The sequence below is a fragment of the Arthrobacter sp. S2(2024) genome (assembly GCF_036662515.1).
Taxonomy (GTDB): Bacteria; Actinomycetota; Actinomycetes; order Actinomycetales; family Micrococcaceae; genus Arthrobacter.
Genome location: NZ_JAYKZI010000002.1, coordinates 204,292 through 225,206, shown reverse-complemented (window position 1 = coordinate 225,206; position 20,915 = coordinate 204,292). Strand labels below are relative to the sequence as shown.

Annotated in this window: 18 protein-coding genes, 1 other RNA gene and 1 riboswitch; of the genes, 9 read left to right on the top strand and 10 right to left on the bottom strand. The window is 62.7% G+C overall.

Features of this window, described 5'->3' with window-relative positions; all coding sequences use genetic code 11:
* The first annotated feature begins 23 nt into the window (after positions 1-23).
* From prfB to ssrA, 6 genes are all read left to right on the top strand, one after another.
* Positions 24-1,139 (top strand): peptide chain release factor 2, encoded by a 1,116-nt coding sequence (gene prfB, locus VLA65_RS04715; RefSeq protein ID WP_284988451.1) that lies wholly within the window; start codon positions 24-26, stop codon positions 1,137-1,139.
* Positions 1,140-1,309: 170 nt separating this feature from the next.
* Positions 1,310-2,074: a cell division ATP-binding protein FtsE gene (ftsE, locus tag VLA65_RS04710; protein WP_059387583.1), complete on the top strand. Its 765-nt coding sequence runs from the start codon at positions 1,310-1,312 to the stop codon at positions 2,072-2,074.
* Positions 2,071-2,985: a permease-like cell division protein FtsX gene (gene ftsX, locus VLA65_RS04705; protein ID WP_059387584.1), complete on the top strand. Its 915-nt coding sequence runs from the start codon at positions 2,071-2,073 to the stop codon at positions 2,983-2,985. Before ftsE ends, ftsX begins: the two co-directional genes overlap by 4 nt.
* Before the next feature lie 38 nt (positions 2,986-3,023).
* A complete protein-coding gene (locus tag VLA65_RS04700; RefSeq protein WP_284988449.1) occupies positions 3,024-4,415 on the top strand; it encodes a M23 family metallopeptidase in 1,392 nt (463 codons plus the stop codon).
* A gap of 64 nt (positions 4,416-4,479) precedes the next feature.
* Complete coding sequence (gene smpB / locus VLA65_RS04695) at positions 4,480-4,950, top strand: SsrA-binding protein SmpB (protein ID WP_028264808.1); 471 nt, start codon at positions 4,480-4,482, stop codon at positions 4,948-4,950.
* A 147-nt stretch (positions 4,951-5,097) separates the two neighbouring features.
* Positions 5,098-5,466: a transfer-messenger RNA gene (gene ssrA / locus VLA65_RS04690) on the top strand.
* A gap of 130 nt (positions 5,467-5,596) precedes the next feature.
* Here the strand turns inward: ssrA and VLA65_RS04685 are convergent.
* From VLA65_RS04685 to VLA65_RS04675, 3 genes are read right to left on the bottom strand one after another with little or no spacing between them, the layout of a single operon-like run.
* Positions 5,597-6,850 (bottom strand): hypothetical protein, encoded by a 1,254-nt coding sequence (locus tag VLA65_RS04685; RefSeq protein ID WP_332601916.1) that lies wholly within the window; start codon positions 6,848-6,850, stop codon positions 5,597-5,599.
* Positions 6,840-7,595, bottom strand: a complete 756-nt coding sequence (locus VLA65_RS04680) for a TIGR03943 family putative permease subunit (RefSeq protein WP_059387585.1) — start codon at positions 7,593-7,595, stop codon at positions 6,840-6,842. Before VLA65_RS04680 ends, VLA65_RS04685 begins: the two co-directional genes overlap by 11 nt.
* Positions 7,585-8,637 (bottom strand): permease, encoded by a 1,053-nt coding sequence (locus VLA65_RS04675; RefSeq protein ID WP_442880217.1) that lies wholly within the window; start codon positions 8,635-8,637, stop codon positions 7,585-7,587. Before VLA65_RS04675 ends, VLA65_RS04680 begins: the two co-directional genes overlap by 11 nt.
* A 398-nt stretch (positions 8,638-9,035) precedes the next feature.
* On the opposite strand from VLA65_RS04675, the gene VLA65_RS04670 reads away from it, so the two are divergent.
* Both VLA65_RS04670 and VLA65_RS04665 read left to right on the top strand, forming a co-directional pair.
* Positions 9,036-11,543, top strand: a complete 2,508-nt coding sequence (locus tag VLA65_RS04670) for a polysaccharide deacetylase family protein (RefSeq protein ID WP_332601914.1) — start codon at positions 9,036-9,038, stop codon at positions 11,541-11,543.
* An 838-nt stretch (positions 11,544-12,381) separates the two neighbouring features.
* Complete coding sequence (locus VLA65_RS04665) at positions 12,382-13,380, top strand: S1C family serine protease (protein WP_332601913.1); 999 nt, start codon at positions 12,382-12,384, stop codon at positions 13,378-13,380.
* 66 nt (positions 13,381-13,446) lie between these two features.
* Here the strand turns inward: VLA65_RS04665 and VLA65_RS04660 are convergent, their stop codons facing one another.
* Both VLA65_RS04660 and VLA65_RS04655 read right to left on the bottom strand, forming a co-directional pair.
* The gene (locus VLA65_RS04660) at positions 13,447-13,587 is read right to left on the bottom strand and encodes a hypothetical protein (RefSeq protein ID WP_172465476.1); all 141 of its coding nucleotides are present in this window, start codon (positions 13,585-13,587) and stop codon (positions 13,447-13,449) included.
* Between the two features lie 114 nt (positions 13,588-13,701).
* A complete protein-coding gene (locus VLA65_RS04655; RefSeq protein ID WP_253257134.1) occupies positions 13,702-14,082 on the bottom strand; it encodes a hypothetical protein in 381 nt (126 codons plus the stop codon).
* Between the two features lie 74 nt (positions 14,083-14,156).
* Between VLA65_RS04655 and VLA65_RS04650 the strand changes: the two genes are divergently transcribed.
* Complete coding sequence (locus tag VLA65_RS04650) at positions 14,157-15,608, top strand: MFS transporter (protein WP_441432446.1); 1,452 nt, start codon at positions 14,157-14,159, stop codon at positions 15,606-15,608.
* A 26-nt stretch (positions 15,609-15,634) separates the two neighbouring features.
* On the opposite strand, the gene VLA65_RS04645 is transcribed toward VLA65_RS04650, so the two are convergent.
* From VLA65_RS04645 to rsgA, 5 genes are all read right to left on the bottom strand, one after another.
* A complete protein-coding gene (locus tag VLA65_RS04645) occupies positions 15,635-16,348 on the bottom strand; it encodes a metal-dependent transcriptional regulator (protein ID WP_306960982.1) in 714 nt (237 codons plus the stop codon).
* Between the two features lie 29 nt (positions 16,349-16,377).
* Entirely contained in the window at positions 16,378-17,154 is a 777-nt protein-coding gene (locus tag VLA65_RS04640) for a class I SAM-dependent methyltransferase (protein ID WP_332601912.1), read from the bottom strand.
* A 51-nt stretch (positions 17,155-17,205) separates the two neighbouring features.
* On the bottom strand, positions 17,206-18,618 hold the full coding sequence (locus VLA65_RS04635) for an aminotransferase class V-fold PLP-dependent enzyme (RefSeq protein ID WP_284988441.1): 1,413 nt from the start codon (positions 18,616-18,618) through the stop codon (positions 17,206-17,208).
* A gap of 35 nt (positions 18,619-18,653) precedes the next feature.
* Positions 18,654-18,766, bottom strand: a riboswitch (SAM riboswitch).
* Between the two features lie 160 nt (positions 18,767-18,926).
* Positions 18,927-19,739 carry a histidinol-phosphatase gene (hisN, locus tag VLA65_RS04630; RefSeq protein WP_078108436.1) on the bottom strand — a complete coding sequence of 271 codons (813 nt, stop codon included), beginning with the start codon at positions 19,737-19,739 and terminating at the stop codon, positions 18,927-18,929.
* Between the two features lie 59 nt (positions 19,740-19,798).
* Positions 19,799-20,914, bottom strand: a complete 1,116-nt coding sequence (rsgA, locus tag VLA65_RS04625) for a ribosome small subunit-dependent GTPase A (RefSeq protein ID WP_284988440.1) — start codon at positions 20,912-20,914, stop codon at positions 19,799-19,801.
* Position 20,915 lies beyond the last annotated feature (1 nt).

Here is a 20,915-nt window from a genome sequence, read left to right as displayed (position 1 = left end):
GGATGGCGTACTCTGGAACAACCATGGCTCAGATTGACTTTCCCGCAGAAATCCGCGCGCTTCGCTCCACTTACCGCTCCATCGAACAGGTTTCCGATGTCGAGAAGCTCAAGGAAGAGATCGCAGAACTGAGCGAGCGGGCTGGTGAACCGAACCTCTGGGACGATCCAGCTGCCGCCCAGGTAATTACGTCCAAGTTGTCCCACCGGCAGTCGGAGCTTGAACGGTTGAACAGGCTGACGGGCCGCATCGACGATCTTGAGGTCCTTGTCGAGCTCGGCCAGGACGAGGACGACGACGCCTCCATGGTGGAGGCGGCCACGGAACTCGAATCAATCCGCAAGGCCCTCAAGGAACTTGAAGTGGTTACCCTGCTCTCGGGCGAATACGACGAACGCGAGGCCGTCGTCACGATTCGTGCGGGCGCCGGCGGTGTTGATGCGGCGGACTTCGCCGAAATGCTCATGCGCATGTACCTGCGCTGGGCAGAACGCCATGGCTACCCGACTACCGTGATGGACACCTCGTACGCCGAAGAGGCCGGCCTCAAATCGGCTACTTTCGAGGTCAAAGCGCCGTACGCTTTCGGTACCCTCAGCGTCGAAGCCGGGACGCACCGGCTTGTCCGGATCAGCCCGTTCGACAACCAGGGACGGCGACAGACGTCCTTTGCCGCCGTCGAAGTCATCCCGCTCATTGAGCAGACCGACTCGATCGACATTCCGGACAACGAGATCCGCGTCGATGTCTTCCGCTCTTCCGGCCCCGGCGGGCAGTCCGTCAACACGACGGACTCCGCAGTACGTTTGACCCATATCCCCACAGGGATTGTCGTCTCCATGCAGAACGAGAAGTCCCAGTTGCAGAACCGCGCAGCCGCGATGCGCGTGCTCCAATCAAGGCTCCTCCTCCTGAAAAAGGAGCAGGAAGATGCCGAGAAGAAGGCATTCGCAGGTGACGTGAAGGCATCGTGGGGGGACCAGATGCGTTCGTATGTGCTCAATCCGTACCAGATGGTCAAAGACTTGCGGACTGAGCACGAAGTGGGCAACACGTCTGCGGTGTTCGACGGCGACATCGACGACTTCATTGACGCAGGGATTCGCTGGCGCACAGGTAACCGCAACGCCGAGGGATAAGGCGCCCGGGCTGATTACTTGATTGGGCGACACACCGCGCCAAGCCCGCGATTCCATCGCGGAGCGTGCGTATAGTCGAAGAGCCGGCGCTCAACTTCCCCCAATGAAAGCCCGTGCGCTGGCGGTTGGACTGGTCGAACGTGGCATGTCCGGCGGGGTTCTGAAGAGTCATGATCCGATTTGAGAATGTCACCAAGGTCTACGACCCCAATGCCCGTCCGGCGCTGGATGCTGTCAACCTTGAGATTGACCGTGGAGAATTCACCTTCCTCGTCGGGGCCTCGGGTTCCGGCAAGTCGACGTTTCTACGACTCATTCTGAAGGAAGACCGGGCAACATCCGGTTCCGTCTACGTCGCGGGCCAGAACGTGGCCAACATTTCAAGCTGGCGGGTCCCCAAACTTCGCCGCGGAATCGGTGTCGTTTTCCAAGACTTCCGCCTGTTGCCGCAGAAGAATGTCTTCGCCAACGTTGCCTTCGCCATGCAGGTGATCGGAAAAAGCCGCAGCATCATCCGCGAGACGGTTCCGGAAGTGCTGAAGACTGTTGGGCTTGAAGGCAAGGAACGTCGCATGCCGCATGAGCTGTCCGGTGGTGAGCAGCAGCGCGTGGCCATCGCCCGCGCCGTCGTCAACCGTCCCGGCATCCTGCTGGCGGACGAACCCACCGGAAACCTGGACCCCATTACCTCGATGGGCATTATGGGCGTTCTCGACAAGATCAACCAGAACGGCACCACTGTGGTCATGGCGACGCACGACGACGACATTGTGAACGAGATGCGCAAGCGCGTGGTGGAGCTCCGGAACGGAGTGGTGGTCCGCGATGAGGCAAGGGCCCTCTACACCTCGATGATTCCGGTAGTGGGAGAGTCCCGGCGGATGAAGGACGCGAGCGATGCGGAAATCGACCGCGCGCAGGGGGTCCAGCAGTGAGGCTCGCTTTTATCCTGGGCGAGATCGGCAGCGGTCTGCGCCGGAACCTGTCAATGGTGATTTCCGTCGTCCTGGTGACTTTTGTCTCGCTCACCTTTGTTGGTGCGGCCGGAATGCTGCAGATGCAGATCAACCAGATGAAGGGCTACTGGTATGACAAAGTCCAGGTCGCCATCTTCCTCTGCAACGACTCCTCGACGTCGACCGGATGTGCCTCGGGTGCGGTCACCAAGGAGCAGCAGGCCAATCTGGCCAAAATGCTCGATTCGCCGGCTGTCAAGCAGTACATCACCGACTACCAGTTCGAATCGCAAGCCGATGCGTTCAAACACTTCAAGGAACAGTTCTCCAACTCTCCGATCGTTGATTCGGTAACCCAGGACCAGCTTCCTTCGTCTTTCCGAATCAACATGAAGGACCCCCAGAAGTACCAGATCATCAGCGAAACGTTCTCGTCCCAGGCCGGGGTGGAGACCGTGAGCGATCAGCGTCAGGTCCTTGAACGGATCTTTGAGTGGATGAACGGCGCCTCTGTGGCGGCAATGGTGGTGGCGGGAGTCATGATCTTCTGCGCAGTCCTGCTTATCACCACGACCATCAGGCTGTCCGCGTTCAGCCGGCGACGGGAAACAGGCATCATGCGCCTCGTTGGAGCATCGAAGACCGTCATCCAACTGCCGTTCATCCTCGAAGGCGTCATCGCCGCCGTCGTGGGTGCAGTCCTGGCCTCAGGCACACTGTGGCTGGTGGCCCAGTTCTGGCTCAACGGAGACTTGTCGCGGCAGTTCCTGAACACTCCGTTTATTTCCTCGACCCAGGTACTCGTGATTGCGCCGGTCCTGATAGCGTTGGGCGGTGGCCTGGCCGGGATATCGTCGCTCCTGACCCTCCGCCGATATCTCAAGGTCTAGCCATGAAGAGCACTGATCCCGGGCGAACAGGACAGCCGATGACACGGAAGTACCAGGCTGCGCTGCAGCTGCGCAAAGTGAGCGGCCGGGCGAAGGTCGCCGGTTCCGTGCTGGCCATTGCACTCGCCGCGAGCCTCGGCACCGCGCCCGGGGCGCACGCTGACAATCTCGATGACCAACAGGCTGCCCTCAACGCGGAGTCGGCGCGTGTGCAGCAGTCGCTGGAATTCGTCGACGCCAACATCGCCAAGGCGGCCGGCGACCTTGTGGTCTACCAAGGACAGCTTCCGGGAGCGCAGCAGGCACTCCTCGAAGCCCAGGGCAAGGTTGCCACAGCAGTCAAGGAGGCTGATGCCTTGGCCGCCCGCGTGGATCTGGCGCAGCAGAGTAAAGCCCAGATCACCCAGCAACTGGAAAACGACAAGCAAAAGATCACCGATACCAAGAAGCTCATCGGCCAGATCGCGGCGCAGGCGTATAAATCCGGAGGGGTTCCAACGAATGTCGCTTTGCTGTTCGGATCGAACGACGGCGGCAACCTCACGGAAACCATGGACCTCGCCAACCAAGCGATGCGCAGCCAGAACGCCGCGATGACGAAATTGACGCAGCAGAGCGCGACGAACGTGAACTCCCAGGCCCGGCTCACCGCCGTCGAACAGGAAATCCGCGATCTCAAGGCAAAGGCGGACGCCGCACTTGAGCGTGAGAAGGCAGCCCGGGATGACGCCGCTGCCAAGAAGGCGGAGGTGGACAAACTCATCTCCGACACCACTCGTCTCAACGCCCAGCTTCAAGCAGCCAAACCCGGGATCCAAGCCCAACTCCAGCAAGTGAAGGCGAACCAGGACGCCGTCGCCGCGGAAATCTCGGAACGTGACCGTAAACTGCGCGAAGCTTGGTTGGCCGAACAGCAGCGCCTCGCCGCAGCCGCGGCGGCCGCGGCCCAGGCGCAAAACCAGGCAGCCCCGCAGCCTTTTGTCCCACCGGCGAGCAACCCGCGCTCGAACTTCGGCCTGATTCACCCGGTGCCTGCGAACATCCCGATCACGTCAGGCTTCGGTTGGCGTGCGACGCCGCCTGGAACCATCGATTTCTACGGCCAGGGCGGCTATATGCACACGGGCATCGACTTCGGTGCCCCCTGCGGAACGCCGGTATACGCAGCCGCTGCAGGCACGGTGTTTTCTGCAGGTTGGGGCAACGACGGCGGTGGCAACCGTGTCAAGATATCGCACGGAGTCATCAATGGTGATTCCCTGACCACGGTTTACTACCACAACACCAGCGTGGTGGTTTCCTCCGGACAGCAAGTGAGTCAAGGTCAGCTCATTGCCTATTCAGGTACCACGGGTAACTCCACCGGTTGCCACGTGCACTTTGAAACCTGGGTTAATGGGCAGGCTGTTGACCCGATGAACCTTTTGTAGCCCGCACGACAGGGATCTGCTGGCGTAGACTAGTGTGATTCTTCGACAACCAAGGAGTTCTACCGTGCCCAAGGAAAGTGGCCGTAAGGTAGTGGCCACCAATCGCAAGGCTCGGCATGACTACCACATATTGGATACCTATGAGGCCGGCATTGCCCTCATGGGAACCGAAGTAAAGTCCCTGCGTGAAGGCCATGCATCGATGGTCGACGGTTTCTGCACCTTCTACAATGACGAGTTGTGGATGGAGGGCATCCATATCCCTGAGTACAACCAGGGGAGCTGGACCAACCACGCCGCGCGCCGCCGTCGGAAGCTGTTGCTTCACCGCGAGGAACTCAACAAGATCTCCGGCAAGATCCGCGAGACCGGGCTGACCGTAGTGCCGCTCCAGCTGTACTTCCTGGATGGACGCGCCAAAGTCGAGATCGCCTTGGCTCGAGGCAAGAAAGATTACGACAAGCGGCAGACCCTGCGTGAGCAGCAGGACAAGCGCGAATCGCTACGCGAACTGCGCGAGCGCAACCGCCGTTGATTTCCCCCAGGCCGCCACGCGGGTAGGCAGCCAAGGCGTGTCCCGGAATGTTCGGGCGCCGCGATGCGTTATGATGATTAACCCGGCAGGTTTTTAGGTGGTCGTTTTCGGGCGGTCGTTGTCCTGCGGGGATTGATAACAAAATACGGGGATGATCGGTTTCGACGATGTTAGTCGCGACAGGTGAAGCGGGCCGAGGATGCAGAATTATCTCGTAAACGCTGTCTGCAAACCAATAAGTGCCAATTCTAAGCGCACTGACTTCGCTCTTGCTGCCTAAGCAGTAAGACAGTCCGTCAGCCCGAGGTTGCTATTGCCCCGGATCCTGGCGTCATTTAGATAGCCACTGCTGTTTGCCTTCGTCATCGAGGCAAGCGGGACTCTTAGATGACTGGGCCCGGATCAGCTACTTGTTCGCAGGATAGCTGGGGCCGAGAAAGTCCGACGCGAACTGCGCCCGGAGAAGCCCTGACAACACGACATCGGACGGGGGTTCAATTCCCCCCATCTCCACTTTTTGTGATGAGTCGAGACATCCCTCATGGATGAGTCGGGTCATCGGTAACACCCCGGTCTTCGGACCGGGGTGTTTTTCTTTGCCCGCGGGAGCATCAGACCACGATGGCCGGCCGTTGCCCGGGTATGTTCACCCGCACCAACTGGGGAGGAAACCGGGAACGCTTTTCACGACAGTGCCCGATTTCAAGTCCACGAGGTCTGTCCGCATGGGAGTCGGTTCGGGGCGGACCGGGTATTGGTCGCCCGCATATTGGGGTGCCGCTGTTTCGACGGCGAGGTAATCGCTGGCCGGTGAGACACAGGTGTCCAGGATGCGCGACCAGGCAGCGTCAGGCCGGTAGAGCACGCGCGATCCGTTCCGGTCGGTGAGATTGACCAATGAGGTCTCCTTTCCGGCGTCGAACTTTCTCACCACCTGCGCAAACTGCCCCGAACCGTCGAGGACCACGGGCTGGCCCACGGTGGTCGTGGCGCTTTGGTTGTTCTCCGGGGCGGCGCCTCCCGCGAGGGTCGCCGGCGTGAGTGCACCGTTGGAGAGATTGATGGTCGAATACCGTGGCGGGTCGACGCCCACCTTCAGCCCCGGGTCGCTCACCGCAAGCTCGTTCGTCCCGGGGAATCCGAGGATTCCGGCATGCGTGCCCAAAGGGGACACCTTGCCGGAGTCGAGCGGGTCGATGAGGAAGATGGATTGGTCGTCTGCCTGCGCCACCAAGGTGGCGGCGCCGGGAACAAAGCGCCAGTCCGTCGCAGTGACCGGACCGTGGATGCCCTGGACAGCCCACGGAGCGGACGACGGTTTGTCGACGTCGTAGACAAAGAGCGTTTTCCAGTACTGGCCAGTGGCAGAAGAAGCGGTGAACGTGAAGCCTATGAGGTGATTGGATCCTGCCGCGTGAAGGTTGGCCACCGTCCCGAGGCTTGGCAAAGGAACGAGCGTCGGCGGGCCGCCGGTGAGCGGGACCATCTCAAGTGAGCTGGTGTTGTCATCGTTGACGGTGACGACGGCGAGGGCGGACGGCAGGGCAGCATACTCCTGGATGCGGGGGGCACTGAGAATGACGGTGCCCTGATCGCTTCCGGAGAGGCTTGAGCCGAGGATCGTGTCCGGCTTCTTCAGGCCTGAGTTGTCTTTGCCGGTGTCCCTCTGCAGGGTGTACAGCGAGAAGGCGGCCGGAGTGGCCGAGCGGGCCAGGGCCGACGTGGAATGGGGGTGCGGTAGCTTCGAAAGGTTTGCTACGGTCAACCCGCCGGCAAGGACGGCAAGGATCGCGATGGCGCCGTAGAGGCGCCGGGCAAAACGGCGTCCGGCCAGTAGCTCTGCTGCGGCAGCAATGGCCGCGGCCCGCTTGGCTGAGACGGGACGGCGCTTAGTAGACATAGGGCTGTGCCGGCTGTGTGGTGGGCTTGATGGAGTCCGGTATCAGAACGATTGACTCCCGGCTGGCCGCATTGGGGTTGGCACGGAAGCTGCTGGTGACGGTGACCCAGCTGTCGGTTTTGTACTCGTTCTGCCAGCCGGGATGATAGACCGGAACACCGATCGGCTGGGCATCGACGGCGCAGCAGGTCACTACGAAACGGGTCACGAAGAATACATTTGGATCTGTCTTGTCCGCGCTGATGAACCCGGTCACGGTGGCAGTCTTGTCGGCAAAAAAGTCCTGCCCCGCGCCGGACCGAAGCAACGATGCCCAGTCCCTCACCGTGAAAGCGGAGTAGTCTCCCTTTCCGGGCAGAGCGGGGGCTTTCAGGGTCAGGGCGGATGCCGAACCGTTGAGGTCCCGTTGCGCGACGGTGGCAGTAGTAAGGGTCGACGGCGGCAGGATGAGTAAGGCGACGACTGCGGCGATGATGGTCAGCACGCTTCCGACTGGCCACAGCCAGCCCCATCGCGAACCGGGCTCATCGGTGTGCTCGTGCCCGTCTTGGGTGCCGGGAGCAAAGGCGAAGGCCGCGAGGGCAAGTACTCCTGCGATCACGGCCATGATGACCGTGAACACGAAATACCGCGGATGGATATACAAGGCAAGCTGCCCTGACACGCCCAGCCAGATCGTTGCGATGAGGCCGATCAGGCTGAGGACCACGCCCTGCCACCGGCCCACGAGCCGCCTAATGACCATAGTTGACCGCCAATCCGAGGACCGCCGCGCAAAGTGCCACCAGCAGGCTGAGCTGAAGGAGGGTTTTCGCGGTGAACGTGGTGCGCATCAGGGCGAGCATTTTCACATCGATCATGGGCCCGAAGACGAGGAAAGCCACAATGCCCCCCGGCATGAAGGTTGCTCCGAAAGACAGGATAAAGAAGGCATCCACGTTTGAGCAGATCGCAACGACGAAAGCCAACACCATCAATGCCAAGACAGACCAGACCGGGTTGCTACCCAAGGCGACCAGCACTTCGCGGGAAACGGCAACTTGGATCAGCCCCGCCATGCCTGCACCAACAAACAGTGCAGGCATCATTGCGCGTGTCTCCTGGGCGAACATCTGCACGCTGCGCCTGATCCTTCCGGCAGAGCCGGCGTGGTGGTCTGCTATTGAACATGTCTCCTGGAACCGGGCGGTCAGCAGCTCACCTGGCCGCGGATGCCGGCTGTAGATCCAACCGACAAGGTTGGCGATGAAGAAGCCGCCCAGGACACGGGAGGCCAGGATGCCGTTGTCCCAACCAAACGCCTGCGCGGTGGTGACGATGGTGACGGGGTTCAGGATGGGTGCCGCGAACAGGAAAGTCATCGATTCCGCAACCGTCAGGCCGTTGACCACCAGACCCCGGGCAAGCGGAACATTGCCGCATTCGCAAACAGGCAGCAGCATTCCCAAAAGCGACAGGACGAGCCTCCGCAGCACCGGGCTCCGCGGCAGGCGGCGGAGCAGCATGCCCTCCGGCAGCCAGACCTGGACAGCGATCGAGAGGACGATCCCGAGGAAAACGAACGGCAGGGACTCGACGACGACGCTGATCGACAGTGTGGCGAAGTCGCGGGCAGCGTTGGGTAGAGCAAAGACCTCCGGCGTTGATGATGCCAGCACCCGGACGGCCGCGAACAGTGCAATGAGGGCGAGCCCGACGATGAGACCGGCGGCAGACTTCGACGTGAAAGCACGTGACGGACTTCCGTGCTCGCGTCCCGGCTGTTCGCGTTTGTCGACTGCAGGCAGCGTCACAGTCACTCCTTACTCCTCGGACCCGGTCGGGGACACCGGAAGGGGCTGCGAAAACCGACTGTACACGCCGCTCACGTTCGCGACTAGCCTGTCAGCCCTGCCGGTTTCCGAACCGGGCAGAGCTCCGCTACTCGCTGCGCGGGAGACCCGGACGAAACCGAGTGGCGTGTCCGAAAGACAGGTAGCCGACACTCAAGTCGCTGTGTGGGAACGACAGTATTTTGGGGAGGGTCGATCACTTGTGGGTGTGGGTGGCCGGCAGTGAGAATGCCCGTTCCGGTTTCGTTCGGGCCATATCCGGGCAGGACATGGGGGACGAACCGCATTTGTGAAACGAGTTCGGTCCTATGAAACGATCAAGGCAGAATGACGCGCCAGTCCAAAATACTTCTGTGGGGGCAGACCGGTGGACGGTTGCCTCAGTGCCCGAGCGGGGCCAGCCGTGGAAAATACTCGAGTGGTGGAAAATTCTCAAGTCCCGTGGCACCGCAGCCACGGCCATCGGCACAGTGGTGCTTGTCCTTGCGACATTCTTCAACGCGGTCCTGCTGGCGCCGGCAGCCCAGGCGGCAAGCCTCGTCACTGTGACCCTTACTTTTGATGACGCCCACGTGGATCAGATGGCAGCCGCTGCCTACATGAATTCGAAGGGCCTTCACGGAACATTCTTCACTCCGTCAGGCTTCCTGAACTCTGACTCCCTGCACATGACGACTGCTCAGGCACTCGCGCTTCAGGCAGCGGGTAACGAGATCGGGGGGCACACGGTGACCCACCCCGACCTCGCCCAGGCTGACGCGGGTGAGGTTACCCGTCAGGTTTGCGATGACCGCACAAACCTGACGAACATGGGGTTGCGCGTAACGAACTTTGCGTACCCCTATGCCTCGTCCACCCCGGCCATAGAGACGATTGTCCAAAGTTGCGGCTACAACAGCGCCCGTGGATTGGGTGACATTGCAAGCCAGATCCCCGCATCGGCCGGCATGCCGCTCTCCGAAACCATGCCGCCAGCCGACCCATATCTGACGAAGGCACCGGACCAGATCGACAGCACGTGGACACTTCAGAACCTGAAGGACCTGACCCTCAAAGCCGAGCCCGGCGGCGGCTGGATGCAATACACCTTCCACCACATCAACATCGCGAACAATCCGCTCAACGTGAGCACCGCAAACTTCAATGCCCTCATTGACTTCCTGGTGGCCGAGCAGGCCGCAGGCCGGATCATTGTCAAGACCGTCGACCAAGTGATCGGCGGCACTGTCAAGACCAACCCGGCCGGGCCGCCGCCGCCGGCGCCCATCACCTCCGGAAATCTTCTCCGCAATCCCGGTTTTGAGACCGCCGGCCCCGTCGCCGGAGGGGCGCCTTCGTGCTGGGTTCCGGGAGGCTACGGCAACAACACCTACACCTACAGCACGGTAACCGGGGCCCACACCGGGACTGCCGCCGAACAACTGGTCATGACCACCTACCTGGACGGTGATGCCAAAATATTGCCACCGCTTGATACGGGCCAATGCACCCCGACCGTGACGCCGGGCAAGAGATACACGATGTCGGCCTGGTACAACTCGACGGCGAATACCCAATTCGAGCTCTACTACAGGCTGGGTCAGGGCAACTGGCAGTATTGGACGTCGAGTCCGCTCTATCCTGCCTCCGCGGCCTACACCCAGGTCACCTATACCTCTCCACCCGTGCCTGCCGGCGCCACCGCCATGACCATGGCACTGACCCTTACCAGCCTGGGAACACTGGTTACCGATGACTACAGCCTGACGGAAGCAGTATTGCCGCCCGGCGCGTTCGAGCCGTTGACCCCGATGCGCTTGCTCGACACGAGGACCAGCAGCGGCCCGGTGGCTCCCGACGGGACCGTCTCATTCCAGGTCGCTGGAGTGAACGGAATACCGGCAAGCATCGCCGCGGTGACGTTCAACCTGACGGTCGCGAACTCAACCTCATTCGGGTTCGTCACGGCCTACGCCTCCGGCACCGTGAGACCTAACGCATCGAACCTGAATTATGACACGGGACAAATTATCCCGAATAGCGTCACGGTTCCGGTCGGGGCCGACGGCAAGGTCACGCTGTACAACCGGTCCAGCGGCACGGCACAACTGATAGCAGACGTTTCCGGGTACTACGTCGCAGGAACAGCGGCCGCCGCAGGCGCATTCCAGCCGATCGCGCCAACCAGGTTCCTTGATACCAGGAACACCCCAACGCCCGTGGCTCCGAACGGCACCGTTTCGGTCCAGGTTGGGGGAGTGAGCGGAGTCCCGGCAAACGTGTCGGCCGTGACCTTCAACCTGACGGTCGCGAACTCGACGTCATTCGGGTTTGTTGCCGCCTATGCCTCGGGAACCCTGAGGCCAAATGCATCCAACCTGAACTACGCCACCGGGCAAATCGTCCCGAACAGGGTGACGGTCCCGGTCGGAGCGGACGGCAAGGTCATACTGTACAACCAGTCCAGTGGCACTGCGCAATTGATCGTCGACGTCTCGGGATATTACCTGTCGGGCGTAGCAACGCTCCCGGGTACGTTCGAGCCGATCGCCCCAACGAGGTTCCTTGATACAAGGAACGCCACGGCGGTGGCAGGGGACGGAACAATCTCCTTCCAGGTGGGTGGCGTGGGCGGAGTCCCAGCTACTGCCGCTGCGACGATTTTCAACCTTACGGTGGCCAACTCGACGTCCTTCGGTTTTGTCACGGCCTATCCCTCCGGGGCGGCACTCCCGAACGCGTCGAATCTGAACTACGCCACCGGCCAGATTGTCCCCAACAGCGTCACCATTCCAATTGGACCGGATGGCAAGGTCAATCTGTACAATCGCTCCGGCGGCACCGCCCAACTCATTGCGGATGTCTCGGGTTACTTCCTCTAACCACGGCGCACGAACAAACCGTCTCACTGAAAACACCCCGGTCTTCGGACCGGGGTGTTTTTATTTGACGTTGTGCTTCTTTGCCTCGGATCGTGATCCCGCCGAAGATTCGACGTTCCATTCCCGGGTGATCTTAATGGTTCGGACTTCGGGCCGCGGGCTCGTCATCCGAGTTCTCGACGTTGTCCGTTGAACTTCCAGGTTCCCCGTTGCGATGTTTGGCAGTGCTCTTGCGATCAACCAGCCTCAGTCGCCGGTGTCCAAAGACCATCACAACGGCTACCACTGCGGCTCCGATGAGGACCATCACGACCCAAATCCATTGTTGCCCGTCCACGTTCGCCCCAATCTCAGCCCGTCGGCTGCGTCCCGCTTGTACTACGAAAGGCCGTTGCCCTGCCTGCCTAGGCCGGAAGGCGGGCCCGCTGAGGAGTCAGTCTTTCTCCTGATGGTTTGCGTAGGCGATGCACCGACCCCGGTTTTTGAACTGTGGGTAGTCCATTCAGCAAGCCCCCTTGCCTTATTGGCTGCGACCCCTCGCCGGTCTGAGCCCAGTCGTTGCAATCCGCCCATCTGTTGTCGCATGGACGCTGACCGACACCATAGGACTGCGGGCGGTTGCCGTCTTGAGTGGTCCCTACTTGTTTTCGGGGATTCGTACGCGACCGCTGTTGCGGTCCGTCGAGTGTGGTTGTTAACCAGTTCAAAGAAGGTAACGACGGCGGCACTCACCGTGTCGGCGTGCAGTGGCAGAGTTCACCCACGGCGTAGGACGGAACGGACTAACCGAAGCAGCGTATTCGTTGATATAGACACCACCGGTTACAGGAGGTGCACGATGAGTACGTTGCCGGAACAAGTTTTTCCCGAGGACATCCCTGACGCCCCGTCAGATGACGAAGCCTTGGACGCCTACTCGCGGACAGTGATGCACGTCGCAGAGACGGTCACGCCGCATGTTGCAGCTTTGGAGATGAGCAGCGCCCGCAGGAACGGCCAAGTCAGGATTGGAAGCGGATCGGCTGTCGTGTTCACGGGGGACGGCTACATGCTGACCAACGCGCACGTGGTCTCGGGTCTCCGCTCCGGGCGGGCAATCTTCGCTGACGGAACCCACACCGACGTCGAACTCGTCGGTGCGGATCCTTTGTCTGATCTCGCCATTGTCCGCGGGCGCCACACGCCGCCGCCGGCCATCCTGGGCAACGCGGAGTCGCTGCACGTAGGCCAATTGGTGATTGCCGTGGGCAACCCGCTGGGGCTGGCAGGATCAGTGACCGCAGGCGTCGTCAGCGGGCTCGGGCGCTCCATCCCGGTCAGGTCCGGACGGCACAGCAGGGTCATCGAGGACGTCATCCAGACCGACGCTGCGTTGAATCCAGGCAATTCCGGGGGAGCCCTGGCCGACGCCAAAGGGCGGATTGTGGGAATCAACACCGCCGTGGCCGGTTTGGGCCTCGGACTCGCAGTGCCCATCAACACCACCACCCAGCGGATCATCGCCGCCCTGTTGAAGGACGGCCGGGTCCGCCGGGCATACCTTGGCTTGGTGAGCACCCCTATTCCGTTGGACGCGAGTGCGGTGATCCGGACAGGCCAGAAGGAAGCGCTGCGGGTGGTGGAAGTCATCGCCGAATCTCCCGCGGAGCGGGCAGGACTGCTCGCGGGCGACCTTGTGCTCAGTGCTCAGTCGCGGGCCGTATCCAGTGCCGAGAGCCTTCAAAAACTCTTGTTTTCGCAGGCCATCGGGGAGCCGTTCTTCCTGACGGTCCTCCGGGACGGAAAAATCCACGCAATTGTGGCAGTTCCCAGTGAAATGACTGACGCGGATTCATGAGGAGCCGCGGACCTGATGGAGCCAGTCCGCGAAAAAGCCGGAGCCAAGCTGGCTCCGGCTTTTTTGCTACTTCTTCCGCATCCTCAAATGGGCCACCGGATCCACTGCGGCGTCGGATTCGTGCTTGGCACGCTTCACTGCCCGTTTCTCCTTGATGGACTTGATGCTCTTCTTCGTCTCGTGCTGGTGAGGCGCTTTGTCAGGCATGTCATGCTCCCTAACTACGGATCTTCCCTGCAGATCCTGCAAAGAGGGTCCTGAAAGGCCCTCTCCTTGTAAGCTACGCCTGTTTCACCCGAAATCAACCGACAGCCGGACGGCCTAGTGGCCAGCCTTCGGAGCCGGGACGTCCACGACGCCCACGAACCGGGAGCCGATTCCTTCGTACTCGCTGCGGACTTCGCCGGGCAGGATTCCGGGAACCTCGCTGTTCCGGTGGTGGCCACAGAAGACGTAGGTGAACTCCGGCCACCATTTCTTGGGACGCGCGGCCTCTGTGTAGCCGCACACGACGCAGCTCAAGTGGACCCAGACAGGGCGCTTGCCGGTGCGGTTGGCGCGGGATTGGACGAGCCACTGGGGCGGATTGTCTTGCAGTTCGTTCAGCTCGGCTTGTGAAAGCCTGGAGGGGATGCCGTGGCGTTGGGCCATTTCCATCGAAATATCAAGGGCCAGTGCGGCGTCACGTCTGCTAATCACCATTCAACGATACGGGACTTTCGCCGCGGCAGGATCGGGCAGGAATCCGGACGGGAGCTGACAAGCAGGCGTAGGCTGTGCTCATGACCGACGCAGCGGCCCTGCAGCCAAGCACCCCGCTTCAAAAGCGGGTCCTTGTTGTGGCTATTGTGGCTTCCTTCATCGCCATTTTGGATGGCTTCGTGGTGAACCTCGCGCTCCCGGCGATTGGCCGCGAGCTGGGTGGTGGGCTTGTCATCCAGCAATGGGTGGTGGATGCCTACTTGTTGACCTTGGGCGCGCTGATCCTGGTCGCGGGATCCCTGTCCGACCACTTCGGCCGTGCACGCATCCTGGAATGGGGACTCGCCGGTTTCACCCTCACCTCCGTCACCTGCGGCCTCGCCTGGAACGGCGAGGTGCTGGTGGTATCGCGCGCCCTCCAGGGGATCGCCGGTGCCCTGCTTGTCCCGAGTTCGCTTGCCATGATCGTCACGTTCTTTTCCGGTCCCGCGCAGTCCAAGGCAATCGGCCAATGGTCCGGTTGGACCAGCGCGGCCGCCATCGTCGCGCCGCTGATCGGCGGCGCATCGGTCGATCTGCTGTCCTGGCGCGTCATCTTCTTCATCAATGTGATTCCGGCCGTCGCCGTCTGGCCGATCCTCGCCGGGCTGCGGAAGTCCGATGCCGCCACGGACACGAGCAAGAAGATCGACTACCTCGGCGCGTTCCTTGCCATGGTGGGACTCGGTGGCCCTGTCTACGCCTTCATCGAACAAGGGCGCATGGGCTGGGGCAACATGGTGGTCTGGATGCCGCTCGCCCTCGGAGCCGTCGGCCTGGTCCTCTTCCTGGTCCACGAGGCCAGGACCCCTGAACCGATGCTGCCCCTGAGGCTCTTCGGCATCCGAAATTTCGGCTGGGGAAACATTGCCACGCTCGCCATTTACGGCGCCCTGTCATTGGGCTTCTTCGCCGTGGGCATCTACTTGCAGCAGGTGGGAGGGATGAAGGCCACCACGGCGGGCATCGCGTTGCTCCCCGCGACGGTCCTCCTGATGCTCACGGCCTCATTCTTCGGCGGGCTGGCCGGCAAATACGGTCCGCGGTGGTTCATGACGGCCGGACCATTCATTTGCGGAATCGGTTTCCTCATGACCTTGGCCGTCCAGGAGCCCTTGAACTACTGGACGCAAGTGCTGCCCGGGCAGATCGTCTTCGGGATCGGCCTGAGCACCTTGGTGGCGCCCCTCACCGCGGCCATCCTCGGCGCGGTACCCACGGAAGAGGCAGGGATCGGTTCCGCAGTGAACAACGCTGTTGCCCGTATCGCAGGCCTGATCTGCATCGCGTTTGCCGGGCTCATCATCGGCCCGGTCTTCAGCCGCCAAGGCCTCATGAACGCCGTCGTGGTCACGGCCGTGCTGTTCTTCCTCGGGGCGGTGGCATCCGCCGTCGGGATCCGGAACCCGGTGCTGGGCGCTGCTGTAGTGGACTCTCCCGAAGGTCAAGCGCCCGACGACGGCGGGACGGCTGCCCAGCGCGCCTGAACAGCGCCTTCCACAACAGGGCTTCGTTAGTGTTCCGCGAGGACGCAGCCGTCGTGTTCGACGTCGGTGGCCACCCAGAGCGCCGAGGCGACCTCATCCGCGAGATCATAGTCGCGGCTGCCCGGACCCTTTCCGATCCGGACCACCAGGGCACCACCGAACGGCTTGCGGCCAATCACCTGGATGGTGGCGTCGAGGTCGATTTCCTCTGCGGACAAGTACCGCAGCAACTCCGGGTTTTCGTCGCTGATCCGCGTGATCTTGCCGGAATGGCCGTCGTCGAGCTCGATCATGCGGTGCGCATGCGGCAGGCTCACCGAACCGTCCGCGGCAGGGATGGGGTCCCCATGGGGATCGCGTCCGGGGTTGCCCAGCTTGGTGGCCATGCGATCGATGAAGGTGTCCGAAACGGCGTGTTCGAGCATCTCGGCCTCGTCATGGACTTCGTCCCAGCTGTAGCCCAACTCCCTCACGAGGTAGGTCTCGATCAGGCGGTGGCGGCGGACCATGCCCAGGGCAAGCTGCATTCCCCGGGGGGTCAAGGAAATGGCGCTGTAGGGCTGGTGGTCCACCAGGCCTTGGTCCTTGAGCTTGCGGACCATCTCCGAGACGGAGGAATTGGCGACGCCGAGCCGTTGCGCGAGCTGTGAGGACGTGATGGGTTTGTCCTGCCACTCCGTGAAGGAGTAGATGACCTTGACGTAGTCCTCGATCGAGGAGGAGGGCGCACTGGTCTTCACGGTTCCAAGCCTATCGTGAACCGGCCGCATCAGGCTTTCCGCGCCCGCCAGCTCTGCGTGAGATAGGGCAAGGGGATGACCTCGCCCTCGGCATGGCCCAGATGCTCGAAAAGGTACCACTCGAGATTGCGCGTCACCTTGGCCCGGGTGGTCTCATTCGCCCTCAGGTAGTAACTGCGCGACTTCACGAGTTCGAGGATGTCCGCCGGAGTCACGGGATCCTCCCAACGCGTCACATGGCTTTCGAGGCCGGCGAACTCCCGGCCCACCACAGGCCGGAAGTCCGGTTTGTGGACATCGCCGGCATGCATGATGCGAGACAAACGATGGACCCAGGGCACCGACGTGTCCAGCTGGTTCCAGATCAAGCCGATCACACCCTGGGGCCGAAGGATCCGGGCGATCTCGGTGCTGGCGGCGAGGGGATCGCACCAGTGCCAGGCCTGCGCAACGCTGACGACGTCGAATGCTGAGTCCGCCAGTCCAGTTGCCTCGGCCGTACCCTCCAGGGCGATCACTTGTGGATACGTTTTGCGCAGTTGCGTGAGCATGTCCGTGGAGGGGTCCACTGCGGACACCGCCAGCCCGCGCTCGACGAGGAGCGATGTGAACTTTCCGGTGCCCGCGCCGATGTCTGCCGCGTCCCGCGCGCCTTCCGGCAGCAGCCAGTCAGCTGAATCCGCGGGGTATCCGGGCCGGACACGGTCATAGTGCTCTCCGCCGTCCTGGAAACTCTGACCGAGTTCAAGGCGCCGTTCCTCATAGAGCTTGGGGCCGGCTGACGTGCCTTTGGGTCGCGGGGCCACGCGGAAACTCCTTCGTAGGACAGGAAAAAATACCCTACGAATCTACCGCAATCAGTCGGTGCTGCACGGAGCTGCGCCCGCGGTCCCGGGAGTGTTGGGAGCCCATTCCGGGTAGCTGCGGTGATCGTTCGCGGGCACCCAACGGCCGGCGTCCACCACGTAGTCCCAACCGAGGCCATTGCTCTTGAGCGCCTGGATGCCCGCGATGAGCCGGGTGGCGTCTTCCAAACGCGACCCTACGCCGAAACTGGCCCGGAGGGATCCGGAGGGAAGGCCGAGGCGCTTGAGCAGCGGGTGGGCGCAGAAGCGCCCGTCGCGCAGGCCAATGCCGTGCTCGGCCGCGAGATAGGCCGCCACAAGTCCGGCGTCGTAGCCCTGGAGCGAGAAGTTCACGACGCCGATGGTGTCCTCGGGATCCGTGTCGCTGAAGATCTGGTGCACGGTCACGCCGTCGATTTCCTTGAGGCCTTCGACCAGGTGTGAGCGGATGGCGGCCTCGTGGGCGTGCCATTCGTCGTGGTCGAGGCTGGCGATGACTTGTGTGGCCCGGGCGAGGGTGGCCGCACCGAGAACGTTCGGCGAGCCGCCTTCGTGCCTGGCCGGTCCCGTGGCCCAGCTGACGGAATCGAGGCGCGCCTCCCGGACGGCGCCGCCTCCTGCCAGATGCGGCGTGCCGGCGTCGAGCCAGTCGGGACGGCCCACCAGGACACCCGCGCCGAACGGTGCATAAAGCTTGTGCCCCGAGAAAACCAAGTAGTCGACATCCGCGGCGGCGATGTTGATGCGGCGATGCGGGGCAAGTTGCGCCGCGTCCACCACAATCCGCGCCCCGAATTCGTGGGCCAAGGCAGCTAGTTCCTTGATGGGCAGGATTTCGCCGGTCACATTCGACGCGCCGGTGACAGCCAGGAGGCTGACGCCACCATGGGAGAGGGCTGTGCGGACATTGGCTACGGTCTCCGACAAGGTTTCCGCGGCAACAATGCTTCGGTGGGGGACGCCTTGCCACGGCAGCAGGTTTGCGTGGTGCTCGATGTCCAGGTAAAGGACTTCGTCGGTGTGCTTGCCGTCTGTGACCGGCAAGCAGCCGGCCAGGAGATTGAGGGAATCGGTGGTGTTGCGCGTGAAAATGACGGAATCGTCCGGCCGTCCGCCAACAAAGTCACGGACGATGTTGCGGGCGTTTTCGTAGACGGAGGTGCTGATTTGGGAGGCGTAGCCTGCGCCGCGGTGCACACTCGCGTAGTACGGCAGGATCTCGTTGAGGTACGCGGAAACAACCGTCAGGGCAGGTGCGGATGCGCCGTAGTCAAGGTTGGCGTAGCGGATGTGGCCGCCCTGGATCAGGGGTGCCTGCAACTCCGCGCCGGTGACCGCGGCCAGCGGGCGGGATGCCCGAGGCAGCTGCTGTGCGGTTTCGTGGTGCTGCGAAAGAGCCGTGGAAGTAATTGTGGCTGTGCTCATGGGACCTCACTCAAGAGGGACCCCTGCGTGCAGGGGGTCCGCGCTTGCCGCATCCGTTCCGGACCGGCCGGGTCGTCACCCGGGGCACCCCGCCGCGATGGAGGGTTGCCGGCCAGCAAACCGGGGTTTCGCGCTGGCACTCGTGACCTGTAAAGAGAGTAGGACACCGGCGAGGCGGGTTCCAATGTGACCGCGATTGTTAAGCGGATTGTTACACCGCCCGAAAAATGTGCCTTCAGCCGAAGAAAAAGCAGCGGACGCCCCCAAAAGGGGACGTCCGCCGTCGTTTATTCAGTGAACAGGAGGGGCTACAGAAGGTCGTCGAGTTCGGGGTTGAGCCTCTTGAGGACCTCGGAGTGCAGGATCGAGTTAGTGGCGACGGCGTTTCCCCCGAAGGGGCCGTCCGCGCCATCCAGGGATGTGAAGCGTCCGCCTGCCTCGGTCACGATCGGCACTAGGGCGGCCATGTCGTAGACCTGGAGTTCGGGTTCGGCCGCGATGTCCACGGCACCCTCGGCAACGAGGCAGTAGGACCAGAAATCGCCGTACGCACGGCTGCGCCAGACATCGTTCTCGAGGCCCAGGAAGTTGTCCAGCTTCCCGTGCTGCTTCCACTCGGAAAGCTCGGAGTAGGAAAGCGAGGCGTCTTCGAGCCGGGACACGTTGGAAACTTTCAACCGGGTGGCGGCGGCCAGCGACCGGCCCATGTAGGCGCCGGAGCCCTTGGCCGCCCACCAACGCTTGCCGAGCGCCGGAGCGCTCACGAGCCCCACTACTACTTCGCCCTCGTCCACGAGGGCGATGAGCGTAGCCCAGACGGGTACGCCGCGCACGAAGTTCTTGGTCCCATCGATGGGATCGATGATCCAACGCCTCGAGCCGTGGCCCGTGCTGCCGAATTCTTCGCCGAGGACGGCGTCGCGGGGCCGGGAGCGGGAGAGCTGCCCACGGATTGCTTCCTCGGCGGCTTTGTCGGCATCGGTGACTGGGCTCAGGTCGGGTTTGGTCTCCACCTGGAGGTCCAGCGCCTTGAACCGCTCCATTGTCAGGGAATCGACGGAATCGGCCAGCACATGGGCCAGCCGCAGGTCGTCGTTGTAGCTCGAATCGGGTTGGGTCATGGTTCCAAACTACCGTCTATTCGCCGGTGAGCCGGGGAGGTAGGACGGCATGCGCTGAGTTAGTTGACCGTACCCAGTTCCTTGGCCTCTTGGGCTTCCATGCGCGGGTCCGCACCAAGGAGCCTGCGGAGCGATGCGAGGCGGGCGGGGCCGGCCTCGCCCGCGTGGCCTTCGGCGACCCAGGAATCCAGCCCGCATCGAACGGCGGAGGCATCGTGCTTGCAACCCCGCTCGCACCTTTCCGTCCCCGGTTCCAGGTCCGGGAAGGCGTGCAGGATGCGGTCCGGGTTCACGTGGGCGAGGCCGAAAGAACGGATGCCGGGCGTATCGATGATCCAGCTTCCGCCAGGGGCGTCGCTGAGCTTCAGTGCGAGGGCAGAGGACGAGGTGTGGCGTCCGCGCCCCGTCACGGCGTTGACCCCGCCTGTGGCGCGCTCGGCCCCGGTGAGGGCGTTCACCATAGTGGACTTCCCGACGCCGGAATGGCCCAGGAGGACGGTGACCTTGCCGTCGAGGTAGTCCCGCAACTGGCCGACGGCGTCACTGTCGAGGCGGGCGGACAGGCCGTCGTCGGAGCGGGCGTCGATTCCGGAGGCGCCGGCGTCGGCCGTCCGGCTGATGATGATCGGGAAACCGAGGCTCACATAGTTGGCGAGTAGTTCCGTCGGATCCTTGACATCTGCTTTGGTGACGAGCAGCAGCGGCTCGATTCCGGCGTCGTACGCTGCCACCAAGGCGCGGTCGATGAATCCGGTGCGTGGTTCCGGATTGGCTGCCGCAACCACCACCACGAGCTGGTCGGCGTTGGCGACGACGGCTCGCTCGATCGGATCCGTGTCATCGGCACTTCGCCGCAGGAGGGTCTTTCGCTCCTCGACGCGCACGAGGCGGGCGAGGGTGTCCGGTGCTCCGGACACATCGCCGACGAGCGCCACGAAGTCTCCGGGAACCACAGGGGAGCGACGGAGCTCCCGGGCGCGGGCCGCGATGACGATGCGCTCGTTGTCCGAGCTTTCGCCCACGATCGCGGTGTAGCGCCCGCGGTCGACTGTGATGATACGCCCGATCACGGCGTCGTCGTGGCTGGGGCGGTCCTTCGTACGGGGTCGTGTGCCCTTCTTGTTGGGGCGGATCCGGACATCGGACTCATCCCAGGAGCGTGCGTCGCGAGCCATC